This is a genomic window from Parasutterella secunda, assembly GCF_023336895.1.
Lineage (GTDB): Bacteria > Pseudomonadota > Gammaproteobacteria > Burkholderiales > Burkholderiaceae_F > Aphodousia > Aphodousia faecalis.
Genome location: NZ_JAMBLT010000012.1, coordinates 1 through 22,968, shown reverse-complemented (window position 1 = coordinate 22,968; position 22,968 = coordinate 1). Strand labels below are relative to the sequence as shown.

The following is a 22,968-nucleotide window of genomic DNA, read 5'->3' as shown; positions in this document are numbered from 1 at the left end:
TGATTCTCATCGGCGTTCCTAAACGGAAGCTGCGGTAAAATGAACAGAATGTGGATGTCACGATGAGGGTGAAATGGCTCAACCGAAATCAGTTCAAAAATTATCATTTGAAGAAGCTATGCAAGAGATGCAGGCCATTGTTGAGACGATGAGAAAAGGGGAACTTACGCTTGAGGAGAGCGTTAAGGCTTATCAGCGCGGAAAGGAGTTGTCGGCTCGTTGTCAGGAGTTACTTACTCAGGCAGCCGAGGTTGTCCGACAGCTTGAAGATGGTACCGAAGTGCCTTTGCAGGAAACGGAGCTTCGCCAGAAAGGAATTACGGATGGACTTTAAGAGTTGGAGCGCTCAACGCGCGGCGCATTTTGAACTATGCGCAAAGAAAGCATTGCCCCCGGATAATCGTTTGCCTTGGAAGCTTCATGAAGCCATGCGTTATGCTGTTTTGGATGGCGGCAAGCGTATTCGTCCGTTGTTGGCGTACGCAGCCGGGGAACTGGTTGGTGCCAAAGAAGAAGCGCTGGACCATATCGCCCTTTCTCTTGAATATATCCATTCGTATTCGCTTGTTCATGATGACATGCCATGCATGGACAACGACACGTTGCGTCGCGGCAAACTCACTACACACAAAAAATACGGCGAAGCCATGGGGATGCTCGCCGGCGATGCCCTCCAAGCACAAGCTTTTTTTGAATTGACACAAACAAAATTGCCGGGTGAGCAGATTGCCATGCTGGTTAAATTGTTGGCCGCAGCGGCCGGATCGGCCGGTATGTGCGGCGGTCAGGCAGTGGATCTTTTATCGGTTCACCAAAAACTTGATCTGGATACGTTGACGTTGATGCATAGGATGAAGACCGGTGCCATGGTTCGGGCGAGCGCTCTCATGGGGCTTTATGGTGCAGAGCAAACGCCTCCGGCCTCATTAATTGGGTTAGTCGCACAGTATGCCGACGCTATCGGCTTGGCTTTCCAGGTCATCGATGACGTTTTGGATGTGACGGCTGAAACGGCTGTTTTGGGTAAAACGGCGGGTAAGGACGCAGCCGAGGATAAACCCACTTTTGTATCGCTTTTAGGGCTCGAACAATCTCGCACGATGGCTCAAAATGAAATAAGTCGGGCGCTTGATGCGTTGCAGACCATTGAAAAGTTGTCCAAAGAGTATGAGGGCAAAACGGAACGTCTGGCTGATATTGCCAACTATATTTTGAGCCGAGATCACTGATAGGGGAAGAGATGCGTTTACTCAATAGAATCCATTCTCCGAAAGATTTGAAAAAGCTTTCTGTGCCGATGTTGCCGACGCTTGCTCGGGAAATCAGAGAGTTTATGGTTGACTCTGTTTCAAAAACAGGAGGTCACTTGGCAAGTAGCCTCGGGGCAGTTGAGCTGACATTGGCTCTTCACTATGTTTTCAATTCGCCTTACGACAAGATCATTTTTGATGTTGGGCACCAGGCTTATGCCCACAAGATGCTCACCGGGCGAATGGACCAATTTAAGACATTGAGGCAATATCATGGACTCTCGGGCTTTCCCAAGCGGGGAGAAAGTGAGCACGATGCGTTCGGCACGGCCCATAGTTCCACTTCTATTTCTGCTGCCCTTGGCATGGCCGTTGCCGATGCCATGAACGGTGAGAAGGATGCCTGGCACATTGCGGTTATCGGTGATGGAGCACTGACGGGCGGTATGGCCGTTGAAGCGCTCAATCATGCTGGTACATACAAAGACGGCATTAAGCTTTTAATCATCGTTAATGACAATGATTGTTCTATTTCACCATCGGTCGGTGCCTTGAATCATCACTTAGCAAAACTTGTGTCCGGCCACGCGTTTTCAAGCGCACGCAATTTCTCAAAACGCGCCTTGAAGCCGCTTCCTAAGCTTTGGAATCTTTTCAAAAGCATGGAGCAGCGCACGGTTAACTTTGTGGCGCCTCACTCTACGCTTTTTTCTGCCTTTGATCTTAACTACTACGGTCCGGTTGATGGCCACGACATTGCCAACCTCATAACAGTTTTGCGCAATATCAAGGCGCTTGACGGTCCCATGGTTTTGCATGTCGTCACAAAAAAAGGCAAGGGGTATACGCCTGCGGAAGAAAATCCCACGCTCTATCACGGTGTCGGGAAATTTGATCCTGAAAAAGGAATCGTTGAGAAAAAGTCTGATCCGAAACACCCCACTTACACGGAAGTGTTTTCCCGCTGGGTTTGCGATATGGCAGCGGTCGATGAACGACTCTATGCCATAACTCCCGCTATGCGAGAGGGTTCAGGTTTAGTCGAATTTGAAAAGCGTTTTCCGGAGCGTTACCGCGATGTGGCTATTGCCGAGCAACACGCCGTCACTTTTGCGGCAGGACTCGCAACTTCGGGCATCAAACCAGTGGTGGCGATTTATTCATCTTTTGCCCAACGGGCCTATGACCAGATTTTGCATGATGTCGCCATCCAAAATCTTCCAGTGATGTTTGCCATTGACCGAGGCGGATTGGTGGGGGCTGATGGTGAGACACATCAGGGTGTTTTCGACATTGCCTATTTACGCAGTATCCCCAATATGACAATCATGACGCCGTCGGATGAAAACGAGTGTCGAAAGATGCTCACGACGGCCTTCAAAATGGATACGCCGGCTGCGGTTCGATATCCGAGAGGTAAAGGTCCCGGAGTTCTTCAGGATGAAGCCCTGGAAACTCTCGAAATCGGTAAAGCTCGAATTATTCGAGAAAGCACTAAACAGGATAAACGGGTGGCGATTCTTGCGTTTGGCTTAATGGTTAGCCGGATGCGTGAAGTGGCCGAGAAACTTGATGCCACTTTGGTGGATATGCGCTTTGTAAAACCGCTTGATCGTGAACTGTTGGCTCAAATGGCGGCAACGCACGATTTGCTTTGCACAGTGGAAGACGGTGTTGCGGCGGGCGGCGCGGGAAGTGGTGTTCTTGAGGCCCTGTCTGAAATGGGAATGGATGTGCCCGTTTTAGTTCTGGGAATTAAAGATCGCTTCATTCCGCAGGGGACGATTGATGAACTGATGCGTGAAAATGAGTTGGATACTTCAAGTGTCCTTCGGCGTATCGAAGAGGCGCTTCTTATTCGAAGCTTTGTGGACTTAAAGCCCTACAATACGATGGCTGTCAGTGCTAAAGCGCGTTATTTTGCAGAAGTGACAGACCGTAGAGAGTTGGAACTGGTACTGGACTTTGCTCGTCGGGAGAATATTGAGCCCTTCATTTTGGGAGGGGGCTCGAATTTGCTGATTGCTTCTCATCTTGTTAATCGATTGGTTATCAAGATGAATATGAAGGGTTTTGAAGCACGAACAGACGAAAAAATTGTAAAGGTTGGTGCCGGTGAGTCATGGCACGAAACGGTCCGAAGAGTTTTGGATTTAGGTTGGGGCGGCCCTGAAAACCTGGCTTTGATCCCGGGAACAGTCGGCGGAGCCGTTGTTCAGAATATCGGAGCTTACGGAGCCGAGGTGGCACAGTTTGTCAGAAGCGTGGAAGTTTTTGATCCCCAAACGTCTTTAGTTCGTACGCTTACAAATGAAGAGTGTGATTTTGGCTACCGACATAGCGTTTTTAAAACGCAAGCCGGATCAAAATGGATCGTTCTTGCTGTTGAGTTGGCGTTTGATTCCCAGTGGTCAGCAAACTTGAGCTACAAAGAGTTGGCGTTGGGATTTAAAGATTCTCAAGAGACAACGCCACAAGCTATTTTTGAAGCGGTTGTTGCCGCCCGTTCGCGTAAGCTTCCTGATCCGAAAGTATTGCCGAGTGCCGGTTCTTTTTTCAAAAATCCGGTCGTCACGCGTGAGGTTTTCCAACAATTGCTCGAGCAATTCCCAAGCATTGTTCACTATCCCTTATCGGGCGGCCGTGAGAAATTAGCAGCCGGTTGGCTCATTGACCAGGCGGGATTAAAAGGGGTGCGTCACGGATTTGCCGGAACATACGAAAAACAAGCCCTGGTTTTGGTTAACCATGACGGCGCGGCTGACGGTCAGGCATTACTTGATTTTGCTTCCTTTGTACAAGACACGGTTGAGGAAAAATTCGGTGTGCGGTTGGAACCTGAGCCCGTGGTCTTAAAGTGAGCCATTTATAATTACTGAATTAGTCTTTTTCTTTTTAAGGGAAATAAACCATGCGAGTGACAACTCTTGAACAATTGGTCAAGGCCGGAGCCTTGAAGGATAAGCGCGTGTTCATCCGTTCTGATTTGAACGCTCCGCGTGATGAAAACGGCAACATTACAAATGAGGCCCGTTTGGTTGCCTCAGTGCCTGCCATTCGCATGGCCCGTGATGCGGGGGCTCGAGTGATGGTGGTAAGTCACTTGGGTCGTCCTAAGGAAGGCGAAAAGACCCCGGCTGACAGTCTCGAGAAGATTGCTCAACGCATGGCTGAATTATTAGGTAGCCCCGTTCGTTTAATTGACAATTGGGTTGACGGCGGCTTTGAAGTGGCTCCCGGTGAAGTGGTTATGCTTGAAAACTGCCGTTGCAACGTGGGCGAAAAGAAGTGCACGGAAGAGCTCTCTAAGAAGTACGGTGCGCTCTGTGACGTTTTTGTAAACGATGCTTTCGGTACGGCTCACCGTGCTCAAGCATCGACCTATGGAGTGGCTCAGTACGCCGATGTCGTCTGCGCGGGTCCATTGATGGCCGCCGAAATTGATGCCTTAACCAAGGCCGTTGAAGAAGCCAAGCACCCGTTGGTTGCCATTGTCGGTGGTTCCAAAGTATCAACGAAGTTGACCATTTTGAATAACCTTGCTCAAAAAGTGGATCAGCTGATTGTGGGCGGTGGCATCGCCAACACATTCTTGATGGCTGCCGGTTACAAGGTTGGCAAGTCTTTGGCTGAGGCGGATTTGCTTGACGAATGCAAGAAGATTTTAAAGACCTTGGAAGAAAAGGGCGCGACACTTCCTTTGCCGACAGATGTTGTTGTTGCCAAGGAATTTTCTGAAACGGCAGAACACCGTACTTGCCGCATTGAGGATGTTCAAGACGACGAAATGATTTTGGACGTGGGACCGGAAACGGCTCAAGCTTTAGCTGACATCTTGCAAAAGGCCGGCACAATTGTTTGGAATGGTCCGGTGGGTGTGTTTGAAATGCAGCCCTATTCTCACGGTACTGAAGTGATGGCTGAAGCTATTGCCAAGGCAACTGAAAACGGAGCTTTCTCTATCGCAGGTGGTGGTGACACGGTAGCTGCAGTTGGCAAATTCGGCATTTCTAACCGTATTTCTTACATCTCAACCGGTGGCGGAGCGTTCCTTGAATTCTTGGAAGGAAAGGTTTTACCTGCCATTGAAATTTTAGAAAAACGCGCTCAGTAAGCATTTTTAGTTTAACTTGAATCCCGGGGTTCTATTTTGAAGAGTCTCGGGATTTTTGTATGTATTTCGCATAGTTCTCTTGCGATAGTATTTGCTAGAATCAGGCACAGCATTTTTCGTTTAATTATCTTATTTTAGATTTGCCATCTATATGCTCACTTTTCCGATGGAAACGGAAGAACGGCACGACTTCTCTTAAACTATATGCTGGTTAGAGAAGGTTATTGGCCTGTCAATATTCGTTATGCGGAAGATAAAGAGAGATATTACGAAGCGTTAGCATTGTATGATGAAGATAGTTGTGCTGACGCTTTAACATGCTTAATTGCTGAAAGAGCTATCGAACAATTAAATTATTGTATTGAGATTGCTCAACAACAGGCTGCTCATTGCGTACAAAAAGCTGATTGAGCATTCAAAACCAGATCAAAATAGCGCCTAAAACGAGCAGCACAAGCCTTCTTCTTAAAAAAAAGAGTCCAGCTCGATAACGGTATGGACTCTTTAGGACGGGCTATATTCCGTCACTTACCCGATTATTAATTTTTGCGCATAATTTCGATTATCTTTTCATCGGTTTGTTGCATACCCTTTGTGATCATCGCGCCGAGGTTATCAATCGTTTGCTCAACGTCTGCAGAGACAATCCCCTGACCTTCAACCCCGTGGCCGGCTAAAGCCAAGAAACAGCATTTATAAGCTGTTTGTGCGGCCGTATGAACCTTCATGGCGCAGGTGGACTTGGCACCGTCGCAAACCATGCCGGAAGTGTCACTGATCACGTTGTTGATGGCCATGCAGCATTGCTCAAATGTACCCGAATTAAGGTAAACGAGAGCCATCGCTACGGCCGAAGAGGTGGCAGTGTTGCCGCAGAACGCTGACAGTGATGGGTAGTGCGATTTAATGTAAATAGCTCCAAGGTGCGAGAGAATCAGAGCCCGAGCCAATTTTTCATCATCCGCTTTAACGTACTCGGCCATTTTGACAACAGGAATGGTTGCCGTGATGCCTTGATTGCCGCTGCCGTAGTTACTCATGGCAGGCAGGGTTGCGCCGCCCATTCGAGCATCAGAGGCCGCAGCTGTACAGGCGGCCATATTGTTGATCAGGTCAGAACTCAAAATGCCGGCTTTGATTTGTTCATTAATGGTTCGGCCAAGTTCAAGACCATATTCATTTGCCAAGCCTTCAGCGGCCAAAGCCATATTGATATCACGTGCCTGGAGAATAAAAGCGATATCCTCAAAGGGAGCTTTCAATGCGAAATCATAGATAGCCTTTAAGTTGATTTCTTCTCCGCCCACAGCGCTTTGTCCTTCCGCATTGGTACTAATAGCGGGTTCTTTTTTGAAAACAACTTCGCCATTTTTGCGTTCTTCAACAATACCGGTGTGGTCACCTTGTACGGTTACTTGCGCGGAGTCACTTCCGGCATATGCAGTGGCACTGCAATAGACTGCATCGGGACTATCGGCTCTTTCAATGCTGACGCAACCGTTTTCAATCATTGTCATGGCTTCTTTCACATGAGCGGGTGTAACGGTTGCCAATACTTCAAGCCCGGCGTCAGGATTACCGCCCAAAGCGCCGACGGCTGCGGCGATGGGTAAACCGATTTGACCGGTTCCCGGTACAAAAACACCCATGGCATTTTTGTAGAGATTGTCACTGACTGCGACAGAAAGACGTTCAGGCTTTTTCCCTAAAAGTCTGGCTGCATGGGCTGCGGCATAGGCGATGGAAGTTGGTTCCGTGCAGCCTAAAGCGGGTTGAACTTCCTTTTTGATAATCGCGATAAAGTGTTCCCACTGTCGCATGTCTTTCTCCTTATGAGTCAATGGGCGCAGAACCGTGAGATTTTGCGCCCATTGTTAAATGATTATTGAATCGCTTTTTGCTCGCCTTTCTTTTTCTTTAAGAACTTTGAAACGGCGATGATGGCAGTCGGAATTAAAGCAAACCCGATACCGCAAAGCAAAATCGTTGTCAGGTGGTCACGAATAAAAGGCATGTTGCCAAATAAGTGACCGGCCCAAACTAAACCGTAAACCCATGCAAAAGCACCCGTGATGGAATAAAACTCAAAGCGCCAAACCGGCATGGAAGCGGCTCCGGCAATTAACGGAGCAAATGTTCTGACGATGGGTACAAAACGGGCGAGAAAGATAGTTTTCCCGCCGTGGAGTAAATAGAACTGATGTGTTTTGTTAAGGGCTTCTTGGTCAATCCAGCTGATCGAGCCATCATAGATTTTATGGCCAAGCCAAGAACCGATATAGAAGTTGGACGTATTGCCGAGAATAGCTCCAAGTGTGACAACCCCCGTAAGCCACCAGGGATCAATTGCTCCCGTTGCTGTCACGGCGCCGGCAACAAACAAAAGTGAATCACCCGGTAAAAAGGCCATGACCACAATCCCTGTTTCCAGGAAAAAGATCATGAACATGATGATATAAATCAGAATGCCGTAATCGTTGGCGATCGTAATTAAAAAGCGATCGGCGTTGGTAAACAAATCAATGAATAAAGACCAGTCCATAAACGGGGGAGCCAATCAAAATAAGGTTATTTTTATTAATTTAACGTTGGAGAGTTTACTCATTTTTAGGCTAGTTTTAAAGAGGCTATGAAAGCATAAATTTGTTAGGCCCTATGTCCGCTGGCAAGAGCAAATTGTGAACACACAAAGCCCGGCGGAAAATCCAATGCTAAAATCCCGTCATTATGCAAGTACTGAATAACACAGAACATTCCCCAAAAAGAGCGATTAAAGAGCTCTCGGATCAATTGGTCAGTCAAATTGCCGCCGGTGAGGTGATTGAACGTCCTGCCTCCGTTCTCAAGGAACTCGTCGAAAACGCCATTGACGCGGATGCCACCCGCATTGAGGTAAGACTGGAGTCAGGAGGAATAAAACGGCTGACGGTGACAGACAATGGTCGGGGGATTGCCAAAGAAGAGCTGCCTTTAGCCCTGAAGCGGCATGCAACCAGCAAAATTCGAGATCTAAGCGAACTGGAACACGTTTTAAGTCTTGGGTTTCGCGGTGAAGCTTTGGCTTCGATTGCCTCAGTAAGCGCACTGACCTTAACGTCCAGAACACAGGATCAATCCTGTGCATACAGTATTCATGAAGGAGAGGTGGATGTTGCGGCCGGCACTCAAGGCACCAAGGTGGAAGTGGAGGATTTGTTTTTTAAAACGCCTGCCAGACGAAAATTTTTAAAGTCAGAGGCAACGGAGGCGGCGCATTGTAAAGTGGCTTTGGAGCGAATCGCCATCGCCCACCCAACTATTGAGTTTCGTCTTGTCAATAACGGCAAGCCGGTTTTGGTTTTACCTATTGAAGAAAGCCGCTCGCGTGTCAACAGGATTCTGCCCGATGAGTTTGCTCGCGCACAACGCGAGGTCTACGCCGAAACGGCTTCTGCGCGTGTTTATGGATGGGTAGGATTGCCAACGGCCGGTCGTGCTCGAACCGATGCTCAATATTGCTATGTCAACGGTCGCTTTGTTCGCGACAAGCTCTTAGCCCATGCGGTCAAGAGCGCCTATGCTGATGTGCTGCACAATCAGCTGCAGCCGATGTACTGTTTGTTTGTAGACATCGATCCCGTGAAGGTGGACGTTAATGTTCATCCGACAAAAAGTGAATTGCGCTTTAGGGATTCTCAGTGGGTTCACCAGTTTGTGATGCACGCGGTTCAAAACGCTTTAGCTCCCGCCTTATCGGCAATGGAAAGTGATGCAGGCGCTTCAGATCAATCTCAACCGCACACTCAAACGGTGCAAAAACCGATATCGGAGGGGACGGGCTCAACTCATGCCCGCGCATTTGAGTTGCGTTCCCAAGCCGCACCGGCTTATGAACCGTCGCAATTGAATCGGTACTTAGACTTTTATCAGACTAAAGCAGAACCGTCTCGAGGGCGTGTTATTCCGGACACTGTTCAAGCTATCCGCTCGGGTACGGCGTTTACTCAGGCGCATGATCAGGAGCAACTGACTTATCCCTTGGGAAGAGCTTTAGGGCAGGTTGGCGGCGTATTCATTGTGGCCGAAAACGATCACGGTATGGTGCTTGTGGATATGCACGCAGCGCATGAGAGAATCGTTTATGAAAAATTAAAAGCACAGATGGACGCTCAAACGCTTGCTGTTCAGCAACTTTTAATTCCGCTTGTGTTTCAAGCTGATGCTGAAGAAATGGCAACCTTTGAAGACAATCAGTCATTGCTTTTAAATCTTGGTATAGAGTTGGAAATTGCCTCTCCTACACATCTGCGATTGCGCGCTGTTCCCGCTGTTTTGGCTGCAGATATTGAGAAAACTGGAGAAGCGCTGATTACAGAGTTGTTGGCTGACATTAAAAAGTTCGGGGCGAGCAATTTGGTGGAAGAAAAGCGCAACGAGATTTTGGCCACCATGGCCTGCCATGGCGCAGTTCGGGCACATCGTTATTTAAGTATCGATGAGATGAATGCGCTTTTGCGTCAAATGGAGCAGACCGAGCGTATTGATCAATGCAATCACGGCAGACCGACTTGGGTGCAGATGTCCATGTCTGACTTAGATAAGCTTTTTATGCGGGGCAAATGATGGCCAAGGCTGTCTTATTGTTGGGACCGACAGCAAGCGGGAAAACAGCTTTAGGGGTGAAGCTTGCCCATACATTTAATGCGGAGATCATTTCCATAGACTCGGCCCTAGTGTATCGAGGGATGAATATTGGAACAGCCAAACCCACCGAAGAGGAAAAAGAAGGCGTTCCTCACCACTTAATTGATATTCGCGATCCCTTTGATAGTTACAGCGCGGCCGATTTTTTTAAAGATTGTGAAAGATTGATCGAAGAGATTTCAGCTCGTGGCCGTTTGCCTTTAATCGTGGGCGGTACGATGCTTTATGCCAAAGCACTGAAAGATGGCTTAAATCAAATGCCTTCCAGTGATTTGAATGTGCGTGAAGAAATTGAACGGCAAGCGCGGCAATTGGGCTGGCCGGCCATGCATGAGAAACTGTCTGAAGTGGATCCGCAGACCGCTCACAGGCTTCATCCGACGGATTCTCAACGTATCAGCAGGGCTCTTGAAGTGTATCGACAAACTGGAAAGCCGATTTCCTATTATCAAAGTCAGCAAAATAAAGGTTCAGAGCACACTTTCCTGACATTAGGGCTCTTACCCAAGAATCGGAAGCTTTTGCACGAACGCATTGAAAAACGTTTTTTAATGATGATTCAGGCGGGCTTTCTCGATGAAGTCAAGCATCTCATGGCCGATGATCGTTTCGAGCGTCAAAGCCCCTCCATGCGAGCTGTTGGCTATCGTCAGGCCATCGATTATCTGACCGGCGAGATCGATTACGACCGATTTGTTTTGGCAGGCATTGCTGCCACTCGCCAATTAGCCAAGCGTCAGATGACATGGATGCGCTCGATGCCGCAACTGGTGACCATTGATCCGTTTGAAGAAGACACCAATGCTTTGGCAACCGAGCACATTAAAGAATTCTTGAGTTCAAACTAAAAGTTTGCCGCCTGGGAAGGCGGCAAGCTTTAGACATCAGTCCTTTAGATAGTATTCAACGGTTGTAACCACCCGAACGCGTTTAATGTAGGGCGTGTTGCTGTCTCGGTCATAAATTGAGAATTGTCCCTGAGAGGCGCGCCGGATTTTTCCTAATTCACTATCGCTGTCTTCGGCAAATTTTTGAGCGGTGGATCGAGCGTTTTTAGTGGCTTCTTCAACCATCTCCGGTTTGATAGAGTTCAAACCGTTAAAGGAAAATTGCGTACGGTAATTCTGCGTAAAAAGAACCCCTTTTTGAATCAATTCGCTTTGGTTGACCATGGCTTTTAAAACCGTATCAACATCGGTGGTTGCCACAGAAACGGCCATTTCCATACGGTATCGTTCGGGCGGTAGGTTATTGCCGTAAAAGTCAGCATGCAGATCCTGGACAGAAGGAGTGCCCTGAGAGATATCTTGAGCTTTTATGCCCTGGCTGATTAAAAAATTTCGGATTTCTTCGCTTTGTGTTTGCGCTTTTTCATAGAGCGCACTCAAATCGTTGCCGGTGACGCGGAAGGTGACAGGCCAGATGACGTAATCGGCTTGAACGTTTCTTTCAGCCAGTCCTTTGACGGTAACGACACGATCACGATCGACAAAATGGTCAATACCGGCCTTTAGAGAAATGCCGACAGAGGCGATACCGATGGCCACACAGACGCCGGCGATTAAATTTTGTTGAACACTCATCTGCTTCTCCTTTAACCATTGCTCTTAGAAAACATGATAGGGAACAGAGGATGGTTCAGGGAAGAAAATTTTCAAATTGTTTTGAATTTAACAAAAGTATGGATCTTTTGCCTTTTTGACGAATAGTCTAAAAATCAGGGAATTTTTCTTTGAATATTCAAAGGAGAGGCAAAGTCTTTTGAGCGTCTGTCTCTCCTTTTTGATTAAGAAGCTATTTCAGCGGCTTTCTTGGCGACCGCTTCTTCTTCCTTAGTACGGGTTCGGGCAACATAAAGTGCAGTTACGGCAAGTGCAACTCCGGCCAAGAAGAGCCCAAGGGCTGTCATGCCCCAGAAGCCGTACGCGGCAAGCGGCGTGCTGAATGGTTCGCCAATGAAGGCCATGTAGTAGCCGCCGAAAAGTCCTACGCCCCAAAGCAATACGCCATAAATGACCATCGGCCAGAATGTGACCCGATAACCTCTTAATGCAAAGGAGCTCACGCATTGCATGGCATCAAAGACGTGATAAAGGATGCCAAAGAGAATAAGCGAAAAACCGATGCGAATAACGGTTTCGTCGCTTGTGTAAAGTGAGAGCAAAAAGCTTCTGCCAAAAAAGAGAGACAAAGCGACAATGGAGGCGACCGATACGGCAATAGTCAGACATTTTTTTGTTGCCTTTTCAGCGACGCTGGGCCAACCAGCCCCCAAGCACTGGGAGACCAAGACCGTGCAGGAAATCCCGATTGCAAGCGCAAGCATATAGCACAGACTTGTGATGTTGGCGACAATCTGGTGCGCTGAAACCGTGACGGCTCCAAAGCGCGAAATGAAAATGGCCATCAACGTAAACGAGCTCACTTCAAAGAAGGTCGACAGTCCAATCGGAATACCGATTTTCAGTTGCGCCCACATGGCACGAGGGTCTGGACCGTAGAAGCGTTTGCAGCGCATGAGCTGGTAGAAAGAATCTTTCTTCCAAACGTAGATATAAACGAAGAACGAAAGCCAGGTCAGAATCGTAGAAGAGACGGCAGCGCCGGCGCCGCCCAATGCGTCAAATCCCAGCCAGCCATACATGAATACCGCATTTAAAGGCGCTTTGAGCACCAGCATGGCCAAAGAAACGTACATCGTCACCTTGGGACGGGAGACAGCGGCATTCAATGCGATAAAAGCGCGTCCGCCCATAGCCGCGGGCAACCCCAGCATGCTGATCAAAAGATACTGAGAGGCCATGGTCTTTACCGGGCCTTGGGCTTGAGCCAGATTGGTCCAAATGTCCGTGCAGCCTAAAAGCGGCATGCCGATAAAGCATAGGAAAAAAGCAAGCCAGAGACACTGAGAGAGTTCAAAACCGATTTTCTCGAATTTCCGTGCGCCGAAATGGTGTCCGGCCAACGGGCTCATGCCTTGAAGAATGCCGACCAACCCCATGAAAACCATGATCATGGAAGCCAGACCCAAAGCGATGGCGGCCAGGTGGTCTGCGCCTAAATGGCCGGCCATAATTGTGTCGATGGTGCCGCCGCCCACAATAGCGATATTGGCAACAAAAATGGGGCCGGCCAATTTAGCAATGGCACGACCGGAAATATCAGGTGGGGTCAGACGTTGCGGAAGCGGATGACTCATTATTCACCTTTTTTATATAACACAAAGCGTTCACGGTCTCGCGGACGACTGTAGCGGCCGAGAACAGAAGATTCTTTTTGAGAACTGTCTTTAAAGGCCTTGTCGGTCGTGAAAACGAAACGACAGGTGTTGTCATCTTTAAAAGTCAGTCCGTAGTAAGTAAAGAGGATCTCTTTGACAGGATCGACTTCCTGAATGCTCAGACAATCACGGTTTTTAGCGTGAGCCGATAAGTCTGTTGTGACTTCATGGACAAGTGGTTCATAGCTGCGAGCGCGGTCGATGACCGGCTCAAATAAATAAACCGTGGTGATGCTAAGAGCCGTGATGCCGGCGGCGGCAAGCCAAGGGCCCTTCCAAGCCACCACTTGTGAGTGGTTCATACGCCACAAAACCAGGGTAAGCCATCCTAAAAGCGTGACAAAGCAGAGTACAAAAAGCAATCCGTGAAGCGAGGGGATAAGACCCGGCGCCAAATTCACAATGGACTTAGACATCTTCGGCGGCCAACCGGTTTGCCAGGCAAAGAAGTAAAGCCATATAGTGATCAGGGCTAATGTGAAGACGGTTGCAGAGAACCAGTCGAGGATATTTTCGCGTGATCGTTTGGCTGACAAGAGACCAAATGCGGACAAGATGCAGAGCGGAACGGTCAAAAGCATCAGGAAGCGCTCACCGGGCAGGTGACCGGCGGCGGAAAATACCAAAAGTCCGATGAAAATCCAAAGCGGTATTTTGATGTGTGTGCGGTCCAGCTGTTTTCTGAAAGCATAAAGGCCCAAAAGGGCGAAAGGCCACAACGGCCAGAGAAACCAAATAAAGTTTTCCAGCATCCAGTAAACATCAGAACTTGCGATAAGACCGAAAAAGCCTAATTGCGTTTGCCACCAGATATCAAACCAGGCGTCAACCGTTTCAATGGCCACGGCAACGGCCAAAATGGGCCAGACGAAAAAGGTAGCACAGGCAGCCACAATAATGAGTGTGGCTCGGTTTATAAAGGGCGTTTCGTAGGCATGCACTCTTGCGTGAATGAAAAGCGCAATGATTAAAAGAGAAATACCTGCAAAAAGATTAGAGGCAAGAACAGCAGCGCCGACCGTCACTCCTGTTAAAAGAGGGGCTAAAACATCCCTTCTCAAGGTCCATGCCAAGGAAAAGAAAAAGGCGGCAACGATTGCTAAAAGCGCCGTTTCAACATACAGCTGCCGAATCGGAACAAAAAGGCCGAAAGTCGCGACAAACATAAGCAATGCCGCATCGGCGACAACCCGTCCGTAATCAATAGGCGAGGCTTGTCCACCGAAGGCCAGAACAACGGGTTGAGCTTCTGAACGACGGGCAAGATACCAAGTCCCATACCAAATGCTTGAAGTTGCAATGGCAAACCAAACCAGAACGCTTAAGCGGCTTGCGCTGGCTTCGGAGAAAAGCGGTCCGAAAATTTTGGCAAAAAGAGCCGATACCCATAAAGACAGAGGGCCATCGGTCACATAGGCGTTCTCTCCCAATTGCGGCAAAAGCCAGCCGACCGCATCACTTTGCAGCATCGAGTGCACAAGCGCAAAACTGGTCAGCTCATATGAACTCCAAAAGTCGCGTGACAGCAAGCCCGGAATAATGAATACAACCAAAAGGGCCAGAAGCGCCATACGAGGCAACTTCCGAGCTGAAGCAGCCGAGGCAACAATTGGGGAGGGACGTTCTTCAAACATGTGAATAGGCTAATGAATTTGACTTAGCTATTGTAACGAAAAGAGGCAGTCCATATATGACAGACTGCCTCTGTTTGCGAGAAACTTTCAAAGAGAAAATTACTTCGCAGCCTTCTTGCCGAGGTTGGCGTACTTGGCGCGGAATTTTTCCACGCGGCCGGCTTCAACGATGCGCGTTTGAGCGCCCGTGTAGAAGGGGTGGCTTTCAGAAGACGTATCAAGCTTAACGAGCGGATAGGTCACGCCGTCGATTTCAACCGTTTCTTTGGTTTGAGCGGTTGACTTGATGATGAACGTCTTGTTGATGGACAAATCGCAGAAGGCCACTTCGCGATATTCGGGGTGAATACCTTGTTTCATTTGTAAAGTTTTCCTAAAAAATTATCGGCCGCCCTGAGAGCCTTGCGCACGAGCCCGGTTAACCAAGGTCTTACCGCGGGCATGCATCTCCACGTTCCGACAGAGAAGCGGAATTATCCAATAAATTCCTATAAATATCAAATTTTTGCAAAACTGTTGAGAGAAAAACGAATTCCAAATTTTTATCCCTTCAAAGATCAGTTAAAAAAATTAAAAGTCAACTTTTAAAATTTTTGAAAGTGTACTTTTAAAAATTATAAAAATATTAAACGTGACTGACCTTGATCTTGCCTGAAAGGCACAAGTCTATTTTTTCCTTGGGTATCTTTCTATAATTTGCGCCTGTATTAAATTCAAAGAAAGGAAAGCGCCATGGCTCAACAAGAAGAGACTGGTGCTCTCAAACTCTGGGCTCCGGTAGCAGGCCTTACTTTATCGGCCTTCATCTTCAATACGTCTGAATTCATCCCGATTGGACTTTTAAGCGATATAGCCCGTGATTTCCAAATTACAGAATCCCAGGCCGGTACGATTATCACAGTCTACGCCTGGATAGTGACGGTTTTATCTTTACCCTTGATGCTTTTAGCCTCAAAAGTAGAATTTAAAAAATTGCTTCTGGGTATTCTCGGTTTATTCGTAGTAAGCCATTTTTTGTCAGCGGTTGCGCCTAGTTTCATTACGCTGATGCTTTCAAGAGCTGGCGTTGCCTTTTCGCACTCCATTTTTTGGTCCATTGCTTCGCCGTTAGCTGTGCGCATTGCTCCTCAAGGTAAACGTGCCACGGCGTTAAGTCTCGTTGTAACAGGGACAGCCGTTGCCATGATTGCCGGTCTTCCTTTGGGTCGCATGGTCGGTCTTTACATGGGGTGGCGAGCCACCTTTTTCTCAATCGGTTTAGTGGCTTTGGCGGTTGCCATATTTTTACTCTTTATTTTCCCGCGCGTGCCCGCCAACACCCAAGGCTCTTCTGTTGCAAAATTGCCAGGCATTTTGAAAAATCCGGCCTTAATTGGGGTGTACGTTCTGACCGCTTTGATCTTTACGGCTAACTTTACGGGCTACAGTTATATTGAGCCTTTTATGGCTCAGGTCGCTCATATGCCCGAAAGCGAGATTACCTTTTCGCTGACTTTATTTGGTGTGGCAGGTATTCTTGCCAGCATTTTCTTTTCTCGTTGCTATGAGCAACATCCCAAATTCTTTTTTGCAACCGGTACGTTTGGTGTCGGTATTTTTCTGGCATTAATGGAATTGTCTTCGGCACACATCTGGTCAGCTATGCTTTTGTGTGTTTTCTGGGGGATCACTTTCACAATTTTCGGTTTGGTATTTCAGGCCGTTGTGATTCGGCTGGAACCGCAATCCACTCCTATCGCCATGTCAATTTATTCAGGGATTGCCAACGTTGGAATCGGCAGCGGTGCGCTGGTGGGCGGCTGGGTCTGCGCAGTCCCGGCTATTGAATGGATTGGTTATGCGGGCGCGGCCTTTGCTTTTTTGGGCGGAATCATTTGCTTCGCAATGATTAGACGTTTTCTGGGTTGAGGTAAAAAAAACGGCTCTCCGGTTGATTGGAAGAGCCGCTTTTGCCAGCTTTTTAAAGCTTAACCGCCGCGACGCATTAAATCGAAGAAGTCGGCATTGCTCTTGGTTGCTTTCAAGCGTTCGAGCAAGAATTCCATGGCTTCGACTTCGTCCATGTCGCTCAAAAGTTTTCTCAAGATCCAAACCTTTTGTAAAACATCCGGCTTCAAAAGCAGTTCTTCGCGGCGGGTACCGGAGCGCAGAACATTGATAGCTGGGTAAATACGTTTTTCGGCCAAGCGACGTTCCAAATGCACTTCCATGTTGCCGGTGCCTTTGAATTCTTCATAGATCACATCATCCATGCGGCTGCCGGTATCGACCAAGGCGGTGGCGATGATCGTAAGAGAGCCGCCTTCCTCAAGATTACGGGCGGCACCAAAAACGCGCTTGGGGCGATGCAGAGCATTGGCGTCCACGCCGCCTGAGAGCACGCGGCCGGAGGTAGGCATCACGTTGTTATAGGCACGTGCCAGGCGAGTGATGGAGTCAAGCAAAATCACTACATCTTTCTTGCTTTCGGCCAAACGCTTGGCTTTTTCGATAACCATTTCGGTTACTTGCACGTGGCGAGATGCCGGTTCATCAAAGGTACTGGCGACCACTTCTCCCTTAACTGTACGCTGCATTTCAGTGACTTCTTCAGGACGTTCGTCAATGAGCAGAACAAAAAGCACGCAGTCGGGATGGTTCGCTGTGATGGCATGGGCGATGTGTTGCATCAAGACGGTTTTACCGCTCTTAGGTGAAGCAACAATCAAGGCACGTTGACCTTTACCGATCGGGGCGATCATGTCAATGACGCGACCGGTTAAGTTTTCATCACCTCTGATATCGCGCTCAAGCACCAGATGTTCATTCGGAAAGAGCGGCGTGAGGTTTTCAAAAAGCATGCGATGCTTTAAGTTTTCCGGCGGCTGACCGTTTACCTTTTCAACTTTGACAAGGGCGAAATAGCGTTCGCCTTCTTTCGGAGTGCGCACTTCACCTTCAATGGAGTCCCCCGTGTGCAGGTTAAAACGTCTGATTTGTGAAGGAGAAATGTAAATATCATCAGTGCTGGCGAGGTAAGAGGTTTCGGGGCTACGGAGAAAACCGAAGCCGTCGGGCAGAATTTCTAACGTTCCATCACCGAAAATTTGTTCACCGTCCTTGGCGCGTTTTTTCAAAATGGAGAACATGAGTTCTTGCTTACGCATGCGGTTGGCGTTTTCGACACCAAGGTCAATAGCCCAGTCCAAGAGCTTGGAGACATGCAACGATTTGAGTTCGGAAAGATGCATTTGAATTTTTGAAATTGTGTATTGAAAAGGCAGGGGAAGGCAGACAAGCTTTCACCGCTGTTCTGATCGTTAGGTATAAAAAGGATTTAATCAAAAGATTCCGTTCCGGATAATGAGCTCCGGAACGGATTCGGAGGGCATTTTAAACAAATTGATTTAAAAAATCTTCCAACTGAGATTGACCCATGGAGCCAATGTGCTGTTGGATGGGTTTGCCGTCTTCGTAAACGATTAAAGTGGGAATGGAGCGGATGCCGAGTTTGGCTGCGTATTCATTGGCTTCGTCAACGTTATATTTGGCAATGCGAAGCTTACCGTCAAACTTTTGAGCGGCGGCTTCCAAATGCGGAGCAAGCGCGCGGCAAGGTCCGCACCAAGGAGCCCAGAAATCCACAACCACAACACCTTGTGCCGTTTCGGTTTCATAGTTGGAGTCATTTAAGTGAACGATATCGCTCATGATTTCACCTTCATTCAATAAAAAATAAAAACTGTCCTGACAGTGATGCCACTGTGTCTGATGAGACGAGCATAACGGATTTTTCAGCGATTGGGAATTTGAAATTGTCTATTTTGGTAATAGTTTTCAAGGAACTTTGACGTATACAAAAAAATCGCCCGAAATTTCGGGCGACTTTAAATAAATGTTTCGTTATTAGGATTCTTCTTGAGTCTGGACTTGACCGGCCATGGCTTGGAATCCTGCGTCCACATAAAGCGTTTCAGCCGTAATGCCTAGTGCATAGTCAGACAGCAAGAACGCGGTCGAACGACCCACATCTTCAATCGTAACGGTTTGACGCAACGGCGAGATATCGCGAGCGTGAGCGAGCATCTTTTGGAAATCCTTAATGCCGCTTGCCGCCAGCGTGCGGATCGGACCGCTCGATAAGGCGTTAACACGGATACCCCTGGGGCCGAGATCGGCGGCCATATAACGAGTGACGGCTTCAAGAGCGGCTTTAGCAACACCCATCGTGTTGTAATTGGGAACGACTTTTTCAGCGCCCAAGAAAGAAAGCGTCACAAGGGATGCTTTTCTGCCTTCAAGTTGTGGCAGGAAAGCTTTAGCCAAGGCGGCGAAAGAATAGGCGGAAATATTGATTGCCGCCATGAAGCCTTCACGGGAAAGACCTTCTAAGAATGACCCTTCAATGGCTTCACGCGGAGCCCAGGCGATGGAATGCACAAAACCGTCAAAACCTTCCGGCCACACTTCCTTGACACGGGCAGCCGCAGCTTCAATGCTTTCATCACTTGCAACGTTTAATTGAATAACAGCAGCGGCACCGAAATCGTTTGCGAAGCGTTCAAGACGCTCGCGGAAACGTTCGTTGTTATAGGTCAGAATCAGTTCGGCTCCTTCTTCCTTACATGCTTTTGCGATACCGTAGGCGATGGAGCGATTCGAAGAGATGCCGGTAATCAGCAGCTTCTTGCCCGTTAATAAAGCCATTTTTAAGTTCCTGAAAGTTTAAATCTGATTTAATTTACTGAAAAAGAGTGGCTTGTCAAGGGTGATTGCCTTAGGGGAATGTCCTAGTTTTTCTGTTACGGTTTTTACAAACTGGACTGTCATACTTCTCAGATAGTAATTTTTATCCATGAGGATAGTCTCTGATGAACGCTTTAAGTGATGTCTGTCTTAAGGACTTGCGAATTCGTCTGAAAGATAAAGAATATGTTCCGCTCATGGTCGGCGGCATGGGTGTGAACATTTCCACGGCTGAGATGGTTCTCGCCGTGGAGAAGTTGGGTGGTATTGCTCACATTTCCGATGCCATGCAAATGGATTTGTCCGACCGTCTTTACGGCACTGATTTTACGGCTAAGAAAGTTAAGCGCTATTACGGATGCCAAAAAAATCCGGATAAATCTGACAATCATTTTGACTTAAATGATGTGCGCGAGGCCTCTTTGCGTTATGTGGGCGATGTGATGAGCCGCGCTACGGGCAAAGGCTTGGTATTTCTCAATTGCATGGAAAAACTGACCTATAACGCCCCTCATGAGTCACTCGGCGTTCGTCTAAACGCTGCCTTGGATGCAGGTATTGACGGTATTACGCTTTCGGCGGGCCTACATTTGTCAAGCTTCAATCTCATGAGTGAGAACAAACGCTTCAACGATGCTTTGCTCGGTATTGTTGTTTCGTCTGTTCGCGCTTTGAATCTTTTCTTAAACCGCAACCGTCGCCTTAATCGTTTGCCTGATTACATTGTGGTGGAAGGTCCGCTGGCTGGCGGACATTTGGGCTTCGGTGAAGACTGGAGAGAATTTTCGCTTGAAGATATTGTCAGAGATGTAAAGGCGTATCTGGCCCATAATCACCTTAATATTCCGGTGTTTGCTGCCGGTGGTATTTTCACGGGTGGTGAAGCCGTCAGAATGATTAAAGAGGTTGGAGCCGATGGAGTGCAGGTAGCCACGCGTTTTACGATCAGTAAGGAATGTGGCCTGCCCGATGCGGTTAAGACCGCTTACATCAATGCCAAGGAAGATGACATCGAAGTCAATCACCTCTCGGCTACGGGTTATTTGATGCGTATGCTGAAGTCGTCTCCGGCCATTAAGATGCGTGTGCCGCCTAACTGTGAGCCGTACGGCTATATGCTTAAAGAGGGTAAGTGTCCGTATTTAACCCAGTGGTGGGACATGATGACAAAGAAGGCTATGCCTAAGCCTGAAGAGATGAAGTGCTGTTTGTGTACGCATATGAAGCTCTATAACGTCTGGACATGTGGCGCTAAGACCTTCCGACTTAAGGAAACGACGGTGAAGCTCCCGAATGGCCAGTGGTACTTCCCGAGTGCCGAAGAAATCTATAACGACTACATCACGAGCACGGGCGATCAAATTCAGTTGCCCAAACCGCTCTAAGTCGTTAGAGCTTTAAAAGAAGGCGGCCTGCGAGTGTTTTTTCGTAGGCCGTTTTTCTACAAAAAGTTCAACGAAAAAATCCTGAAATTTCAGGGGAAATTTGATAAACTGCGCTCCCGGCGGGTCCCCTCGCATGCATTCGTCGTGAACCTGGTCAGGCCGGGAACGGAGCAGCCACAGCGAAGTGAATGTAGTGCCGAGGATAAGGCTCGCCACTTCTTTTTTGCTTATTAGCACAATCAGACCATTTCTCTAAACCTACCCCACAGTAGTGAACTACTTCGCCCAGATAAGGTTTATGACGCTGATAAATTGAGAATAAATCTAGTGAAAGATTTTTCTGGTTTTATTAAAATCTTTCACTAGTAATGAAATATATTAAATTCCCGAAAAAACTTTCACTCTGAGGCGTGTGATGATTAGTCGAGAACATTATCTTCAACAAATTCGGCCGTTTTATGAAAGTAACTTGGTGAAGATCGTCACAGGTATTCGCCGATGCGGAAAATCGGTCATCATGGATCAAATTGAGACCGAGTTGCGTCAGAGTGGCAAGAAAACACTAATGCTAAATTTTGAGGATCGATCAGTCTCTGCCTTAATTACGACTGTTGATGAACTGATTGATTACATTAGTCAGTATCTGGGGAAGGAGAAACTGTATGTTTTTTTAGATGAGGTGCAGATGATTGAGCAGTGGAATGTTGCTTGTCGTACTCTTCGTCTGAAAAATGTTTCTCTTTTTATCACCGGAAGTAATTCCAAGTTGTTATCTAAAGAATTCACCAAAGAATTGAGTGGTCGTTACGTAGCCTTCAGAGTTCGTCCTTTTGTTTTTCTTGAGATTCAGGAGTATGTAAAAGAGCTACAGCACGATTACAGTATTTCTGATTATTTGGTTTTTGGAGGATTCCCACAAGCCATAGAATTTCCAACGAAGCAGGCTCGATTAAGATATTTAAACGATTTAGATGACACTATTGTCATTAATGATATTTTGAACCGTTACAAAATCAGGAAAGATAATCTTTTTCGTCGATTAGTTAATTACATAATGATTTCTAATGCTCGGATATTCAGTGCCAATTCTGTACAAAAATTCTTAAAGGGACAGGGTTTTGAGTGTTCATTGAACACAATACTGAAATACCTTTCGTATTTGGAAGAAGCGTATGTTATCTCACCGATCCGTCAGTATTCTACAAAAGCTAAAAGAGAGTTGAAGTACTATCAGAAACTGTATGTCGAAGATGTGTCCTTTAATTCTATTCGTCAAACAGACGGGCATTGGGATATAACTCATAATTTAGAAAATATCGTATACAACGAATTGCTTTATAGAGGCTTCAATCTTTTTGTCTTTAGAGAGGGGAGCCAAGGGGTGGATTTTTTGGCTGAAAAAAATAATCGCCAGTATTTAATTCAGGTGGCCTATAGCATTGCAGAAGAAAGTACCTATAGGAGAGAATTCACCTTGTTTAACAAATTAGATCAAACGCGTGAGAAGATCATTATTACAAATGACGATTTTGATTTTTCTACGAGTACGGTTAGACATATCAATTTGAAAGAGTTTCTGATAAATGAGTCGTTTTAACTTTTTGCTATAGTCTCGGAACTGTTTAAATAATCAATTAGATAACTCCATTGCAGATATAAGGAAACAATAATGGAAATTCTTCTAGATCCTTCCATATGGATAGGTCTTTTGACGCTCGTTATTCTTGAAATTGTCCTTGGCATTGATAATTTAGTGTTTATCGCTATATTGGCCGATAAGCTTCCCTCCAAACAAAGAGATAAGGCTCGAGTTGTGGGGCTCTCTTTAGCTCTGGTAACGCGTTTGCTGCTGCTTGCGCTCATCTTTTGGTTAGTCACCTTAACTCAACCACTTTTT

The 22,968-nt window shown here is 47.2% G+C and carries 20 protein-coding genes, 1 other RNA gene and 1 pseudogene; 13 read left to right on the top strand and 9 right to left on the bottom strand.

Annotation, left to right across the window (positions count from 1 at the left end):
- Positions 1-73 precede the first annotated feature (73 nt).
- The 6 genes and pseudogenes from xseB (at position 74) to M3080_RS08065 (ending at position 5,775) form a co-directional block, all read left to right on the top strand.
- Positions 74-334, top strand: coding sequence for an exodeoxyribonuclease VII small subunit (xseB, locus tag M3080_RS08090; protein WP_249092649.1), 261 nt, complete (start codon positions 74-76; stop codon positions 332-334).
- Complete coding sequence (locus M3080_RS08085; protein ID WP_249092648.1) at positions 324-1,229, top strand: polyprenyl synthetase family protein; 906 nt, start codon at positions 324-326, stop codon at positions 1,227-1,229. Before xseB ends, M3080_RS08085 begins: the two co-directional genes overlap by 11 nt.
- An 11-nt stretch (positions 1,230-1,240) precedes the next feature.
- Positions 1,241-3,097 (top strand): annotated as a pseudogene (gene dxs, locus M3080_RS08080) (1-deoxy-D-xylulose-5-phosphate synthase); the annotation flags it as partial.
- Positions 3,098-3,118: 21 nt separating this feature from the next.
- Complete coding sequence (gene murB, locus M3080_RS08075; RefSeq protein WP_346429234.1) at positions 3,119-4,111, top strand: UDP-N-acetylmuramate dehydrogenase; 993 nt, start codon at positions 3,119-3,121, stop codon at positions 4,109-4,111.
- Between the two features lie 50 nt (positions 4,112-4,161).
- A complete protein-coding gene (locus M3080_RS08070) occupies positions 4,162-5,364 on the top strand; it encodes a phosphoglycerate kinase (protein WP_249092647.1) in 1,203 nt (400 codons plus the stop codon).
- A gap of 204 nt (positions 5,365-5,568) precedes the next feature.
- On the top strand, positions 5,569-5,775 hold the full coding sequence (locus M3080_RS08065; protein WP_249092646.1) for a hypothetical protein: 207 nt from the start codon (positions 5,569-5,571) through the stop codon (positions 5,773-5,775).
- 128 nt (positions 5,776-5,903) lie between these two features.
- Here M3080_RS08065 and M3080_RS08060 read toward each other — a convergent pair whose 3' ends face one another.
- Both M3080_RS08060 and M3080_RS08055 read right to left on the bottom strand, forming a co-directional pair.
- The gene (locus tag M3080_RS08060) at positions 5,904-7,184 is read right to left on the bottom strand and encodes an L-cysteine desulfidase family protein (protein ID WP_249092645.1); all 1,281 of its coding nucleotides are present in this window, start codon (positions 7,182-7,184) and stop codon (positions 5,904-5,906) included.
- Positions 7,185-7,246: 62 nt separating this feature from the next.
- Positions 7,247-7,906: a VTT domain-containing protein gene (locus M3080_RS08055; RefSeq protein WP_022472572.1), complete on the bottom strand. Its 660-nt coding sequence runs from the start codon at positions 7,904-7,906 to the stop codon at positions 7,247-7,249.
- 185 nt (positions 7,907-8,091) lie between these two features.
- On the opposite strand from M3080_RS08055, the gene mutL reads away from it, so the two are divergent.
- Positions 8,092-9,966 carry a DNA mismatch repair endonuclease MutL gene (gene mutL / locus M3080_RS08050; RefSeq protein ID WP_249092644.1) on the top strand — a complete coding sequence of 625 codons (1,875 nt, stop codon included), beginning with the start codon at positions 8,092-8,094 and terminating at the stop codon, positions 9,964-9,966.
- Complete coding sequence (gene miaA / locus M3080_RS08045; RefSeq protein ID WP_249092643.1) at positions 9,963-10,895, top strand: tRNA (adenosine(37)-N6)-dimethylallyltransferase MiaA; 933 nt, start codon at positions 9,963-9,965, stop codon at positions 10,893-10,895. Before mutL ends, miaA begins: the two co-directional genes overlap by 4 nt.
- Before the next feature lie 36 nt (positions 10,896-10,931).
- Here the strand turns inward: miaA and M3080_RS08040 are convergent, their stop codons facing one another.
- The 4 genes from M3080_RS08040 to M3080_RS08025 form a co-directional block, all read right to left on the bottom strand.
- Entirely contained in the window at positions 10,932-11,630 is a 699-nt protein-coding gene (locus M3080_RS08040) for an SIMPL domain-containing protein (RefSeq protein WP_249092642.1), read from the bottom strand.
- Positions 11,631-11,833: 203 nt separating this feature from the next.
- The gene (locus tag M3080_RS08035) at positions 11,834-13,246 is read right to left on the bottom strand and encodes an MATE family efflux transporter (RefSeq protein WP_249092641.1); all 1,413 of its coding nucleotides are present in this window, start codon (positions 13,244-13,246) and stop codon (positions 11,834-11,836) included.
- Positions 13,246-14,961, bottom strand: a complete 1,716-nt coding sequence (locus M3080_RS08030) for an ArnT family glycosyltransferase (RefSeq protein WP_249092640.1) — start codon at positions 14,959-14,961, stop codon at positions 13,246-13,248. The genes M3080_RS08035 and M3080_RS08030 overlap by 1 nt, the downstream gene beginning before the upstream one ends.
- A 99-nt stretch (positions 14,962-15,060) precedes the next feature.
- The gene (locus M3080_RS08025) at positions 15,061-15,321 is read right to left on the bottom strand and encodes a type B 50S ribosomal protein L31 (protein ID WP_022472578.1); all 261 of its coding nucleotides are present in this window, start codon (positions 15,319-15,321) and stop codon (positions 15,061-15,063) included.
- Positions 15,322-15,693: 372 nt separating this feature from the next.
- Between M3080_RS08025 and M3080_RS08020 the strand changes: the two genes are divergently transcribed.
- Positions 15,694-16,869, top strand: a complete 1,176-nt coding sequence (locus tag M3080_RS08020) for a sugar transporter (RefSeq protein ID WP_249092639.1) — start codon at positions 15,694-15,696, stop codon at positions 16,867-16,869.
- Between the two features lie 59 nt (positions 16,870-16,928).
- Here M3080_RS08020 and rho read toward each other — a convergent pair whose 3' ends face one another.
- From rho to M3080_RS08005, 3 genes are all read right to left on the bottom strand, one after another.
- Positions 16,929-18,191, bottom strand: a complete 1,263-nt coding sequence (rho, locus tag M3080_RS08015; protein ID WP_249092638.1) for a transcription termination factor Rho — start codon at positions 18,189-18,191, stop codon at positions 16,929-16,931.
- Positions 18,192-18,333: 142 nt separating this feature from the next.
- Complete coding sequence (trxA, locus tag M3080_RS08010) at positions 18,334-18,651, bottom strand: thioredoxin (RefSeq protein WP_249092637.1); 318 nt, start codon at positions 18,649-18,651, stop codon at positions 18,334-18,336.
- Positions 18,652-18,846: 195 nt separating this feature from the next.
- Positions 18,847-19,647, bottom strand: a complete 801-nt coding sequence (locus M3080_RS08005; protein ID WP_249092636.1) for an enoyl-ACP reductase FabI — start codon at positions 19,645-19,647, stop codon at positions 18,847-18,849.
- Positions 19,648-19,811: 164 nt separating this feature from the next.
- On the opposite strand from M3080_RS08005, the gene M3080_RS08000 reads away from it, so the two are divergent.
- The 4 genes from M3080_RS08000 to M3080_RS07985 form a co-directional block, all read left to right on the top strand.
- On the top strand, positions 19,812-21,071 hold the full coding sequence (locus M3080_RS08000; protein ID WP_022473315.1) for a nitronate monooxygenase: 1,260 nt from the start codon (positions 19,812-19,814) through the stop codon (positions 21,069-21,071).
- Positions 21,072-21,189: 118 nt separating this feature from the next.
- Positions 21,190-21,288: signal recognition particle sRNA small type (gene ffs / locus M3080_RS07995), an RNA gene on the top strand.
- Positions 21,289-21,486: 198 nt separating this feature from the next.
- Entirely contained in the window at positions 21,487-22,668 is a 1,182-nt protein-coding gene (locus tag M3080_RS07990; RefSeq protein ID WP_249092635.1) for an ATP-binding protein, read from the top strand.
- 72 nt (positions 22,669-22,740) lie between these two features.
- A partial coding sequence (locus M3080_RS07985) for a TerC family protein (protein ID WP_428982294.1) occupies positions 22,741-22,968 on the top strand: 228 nt, incomplete at its 3' end.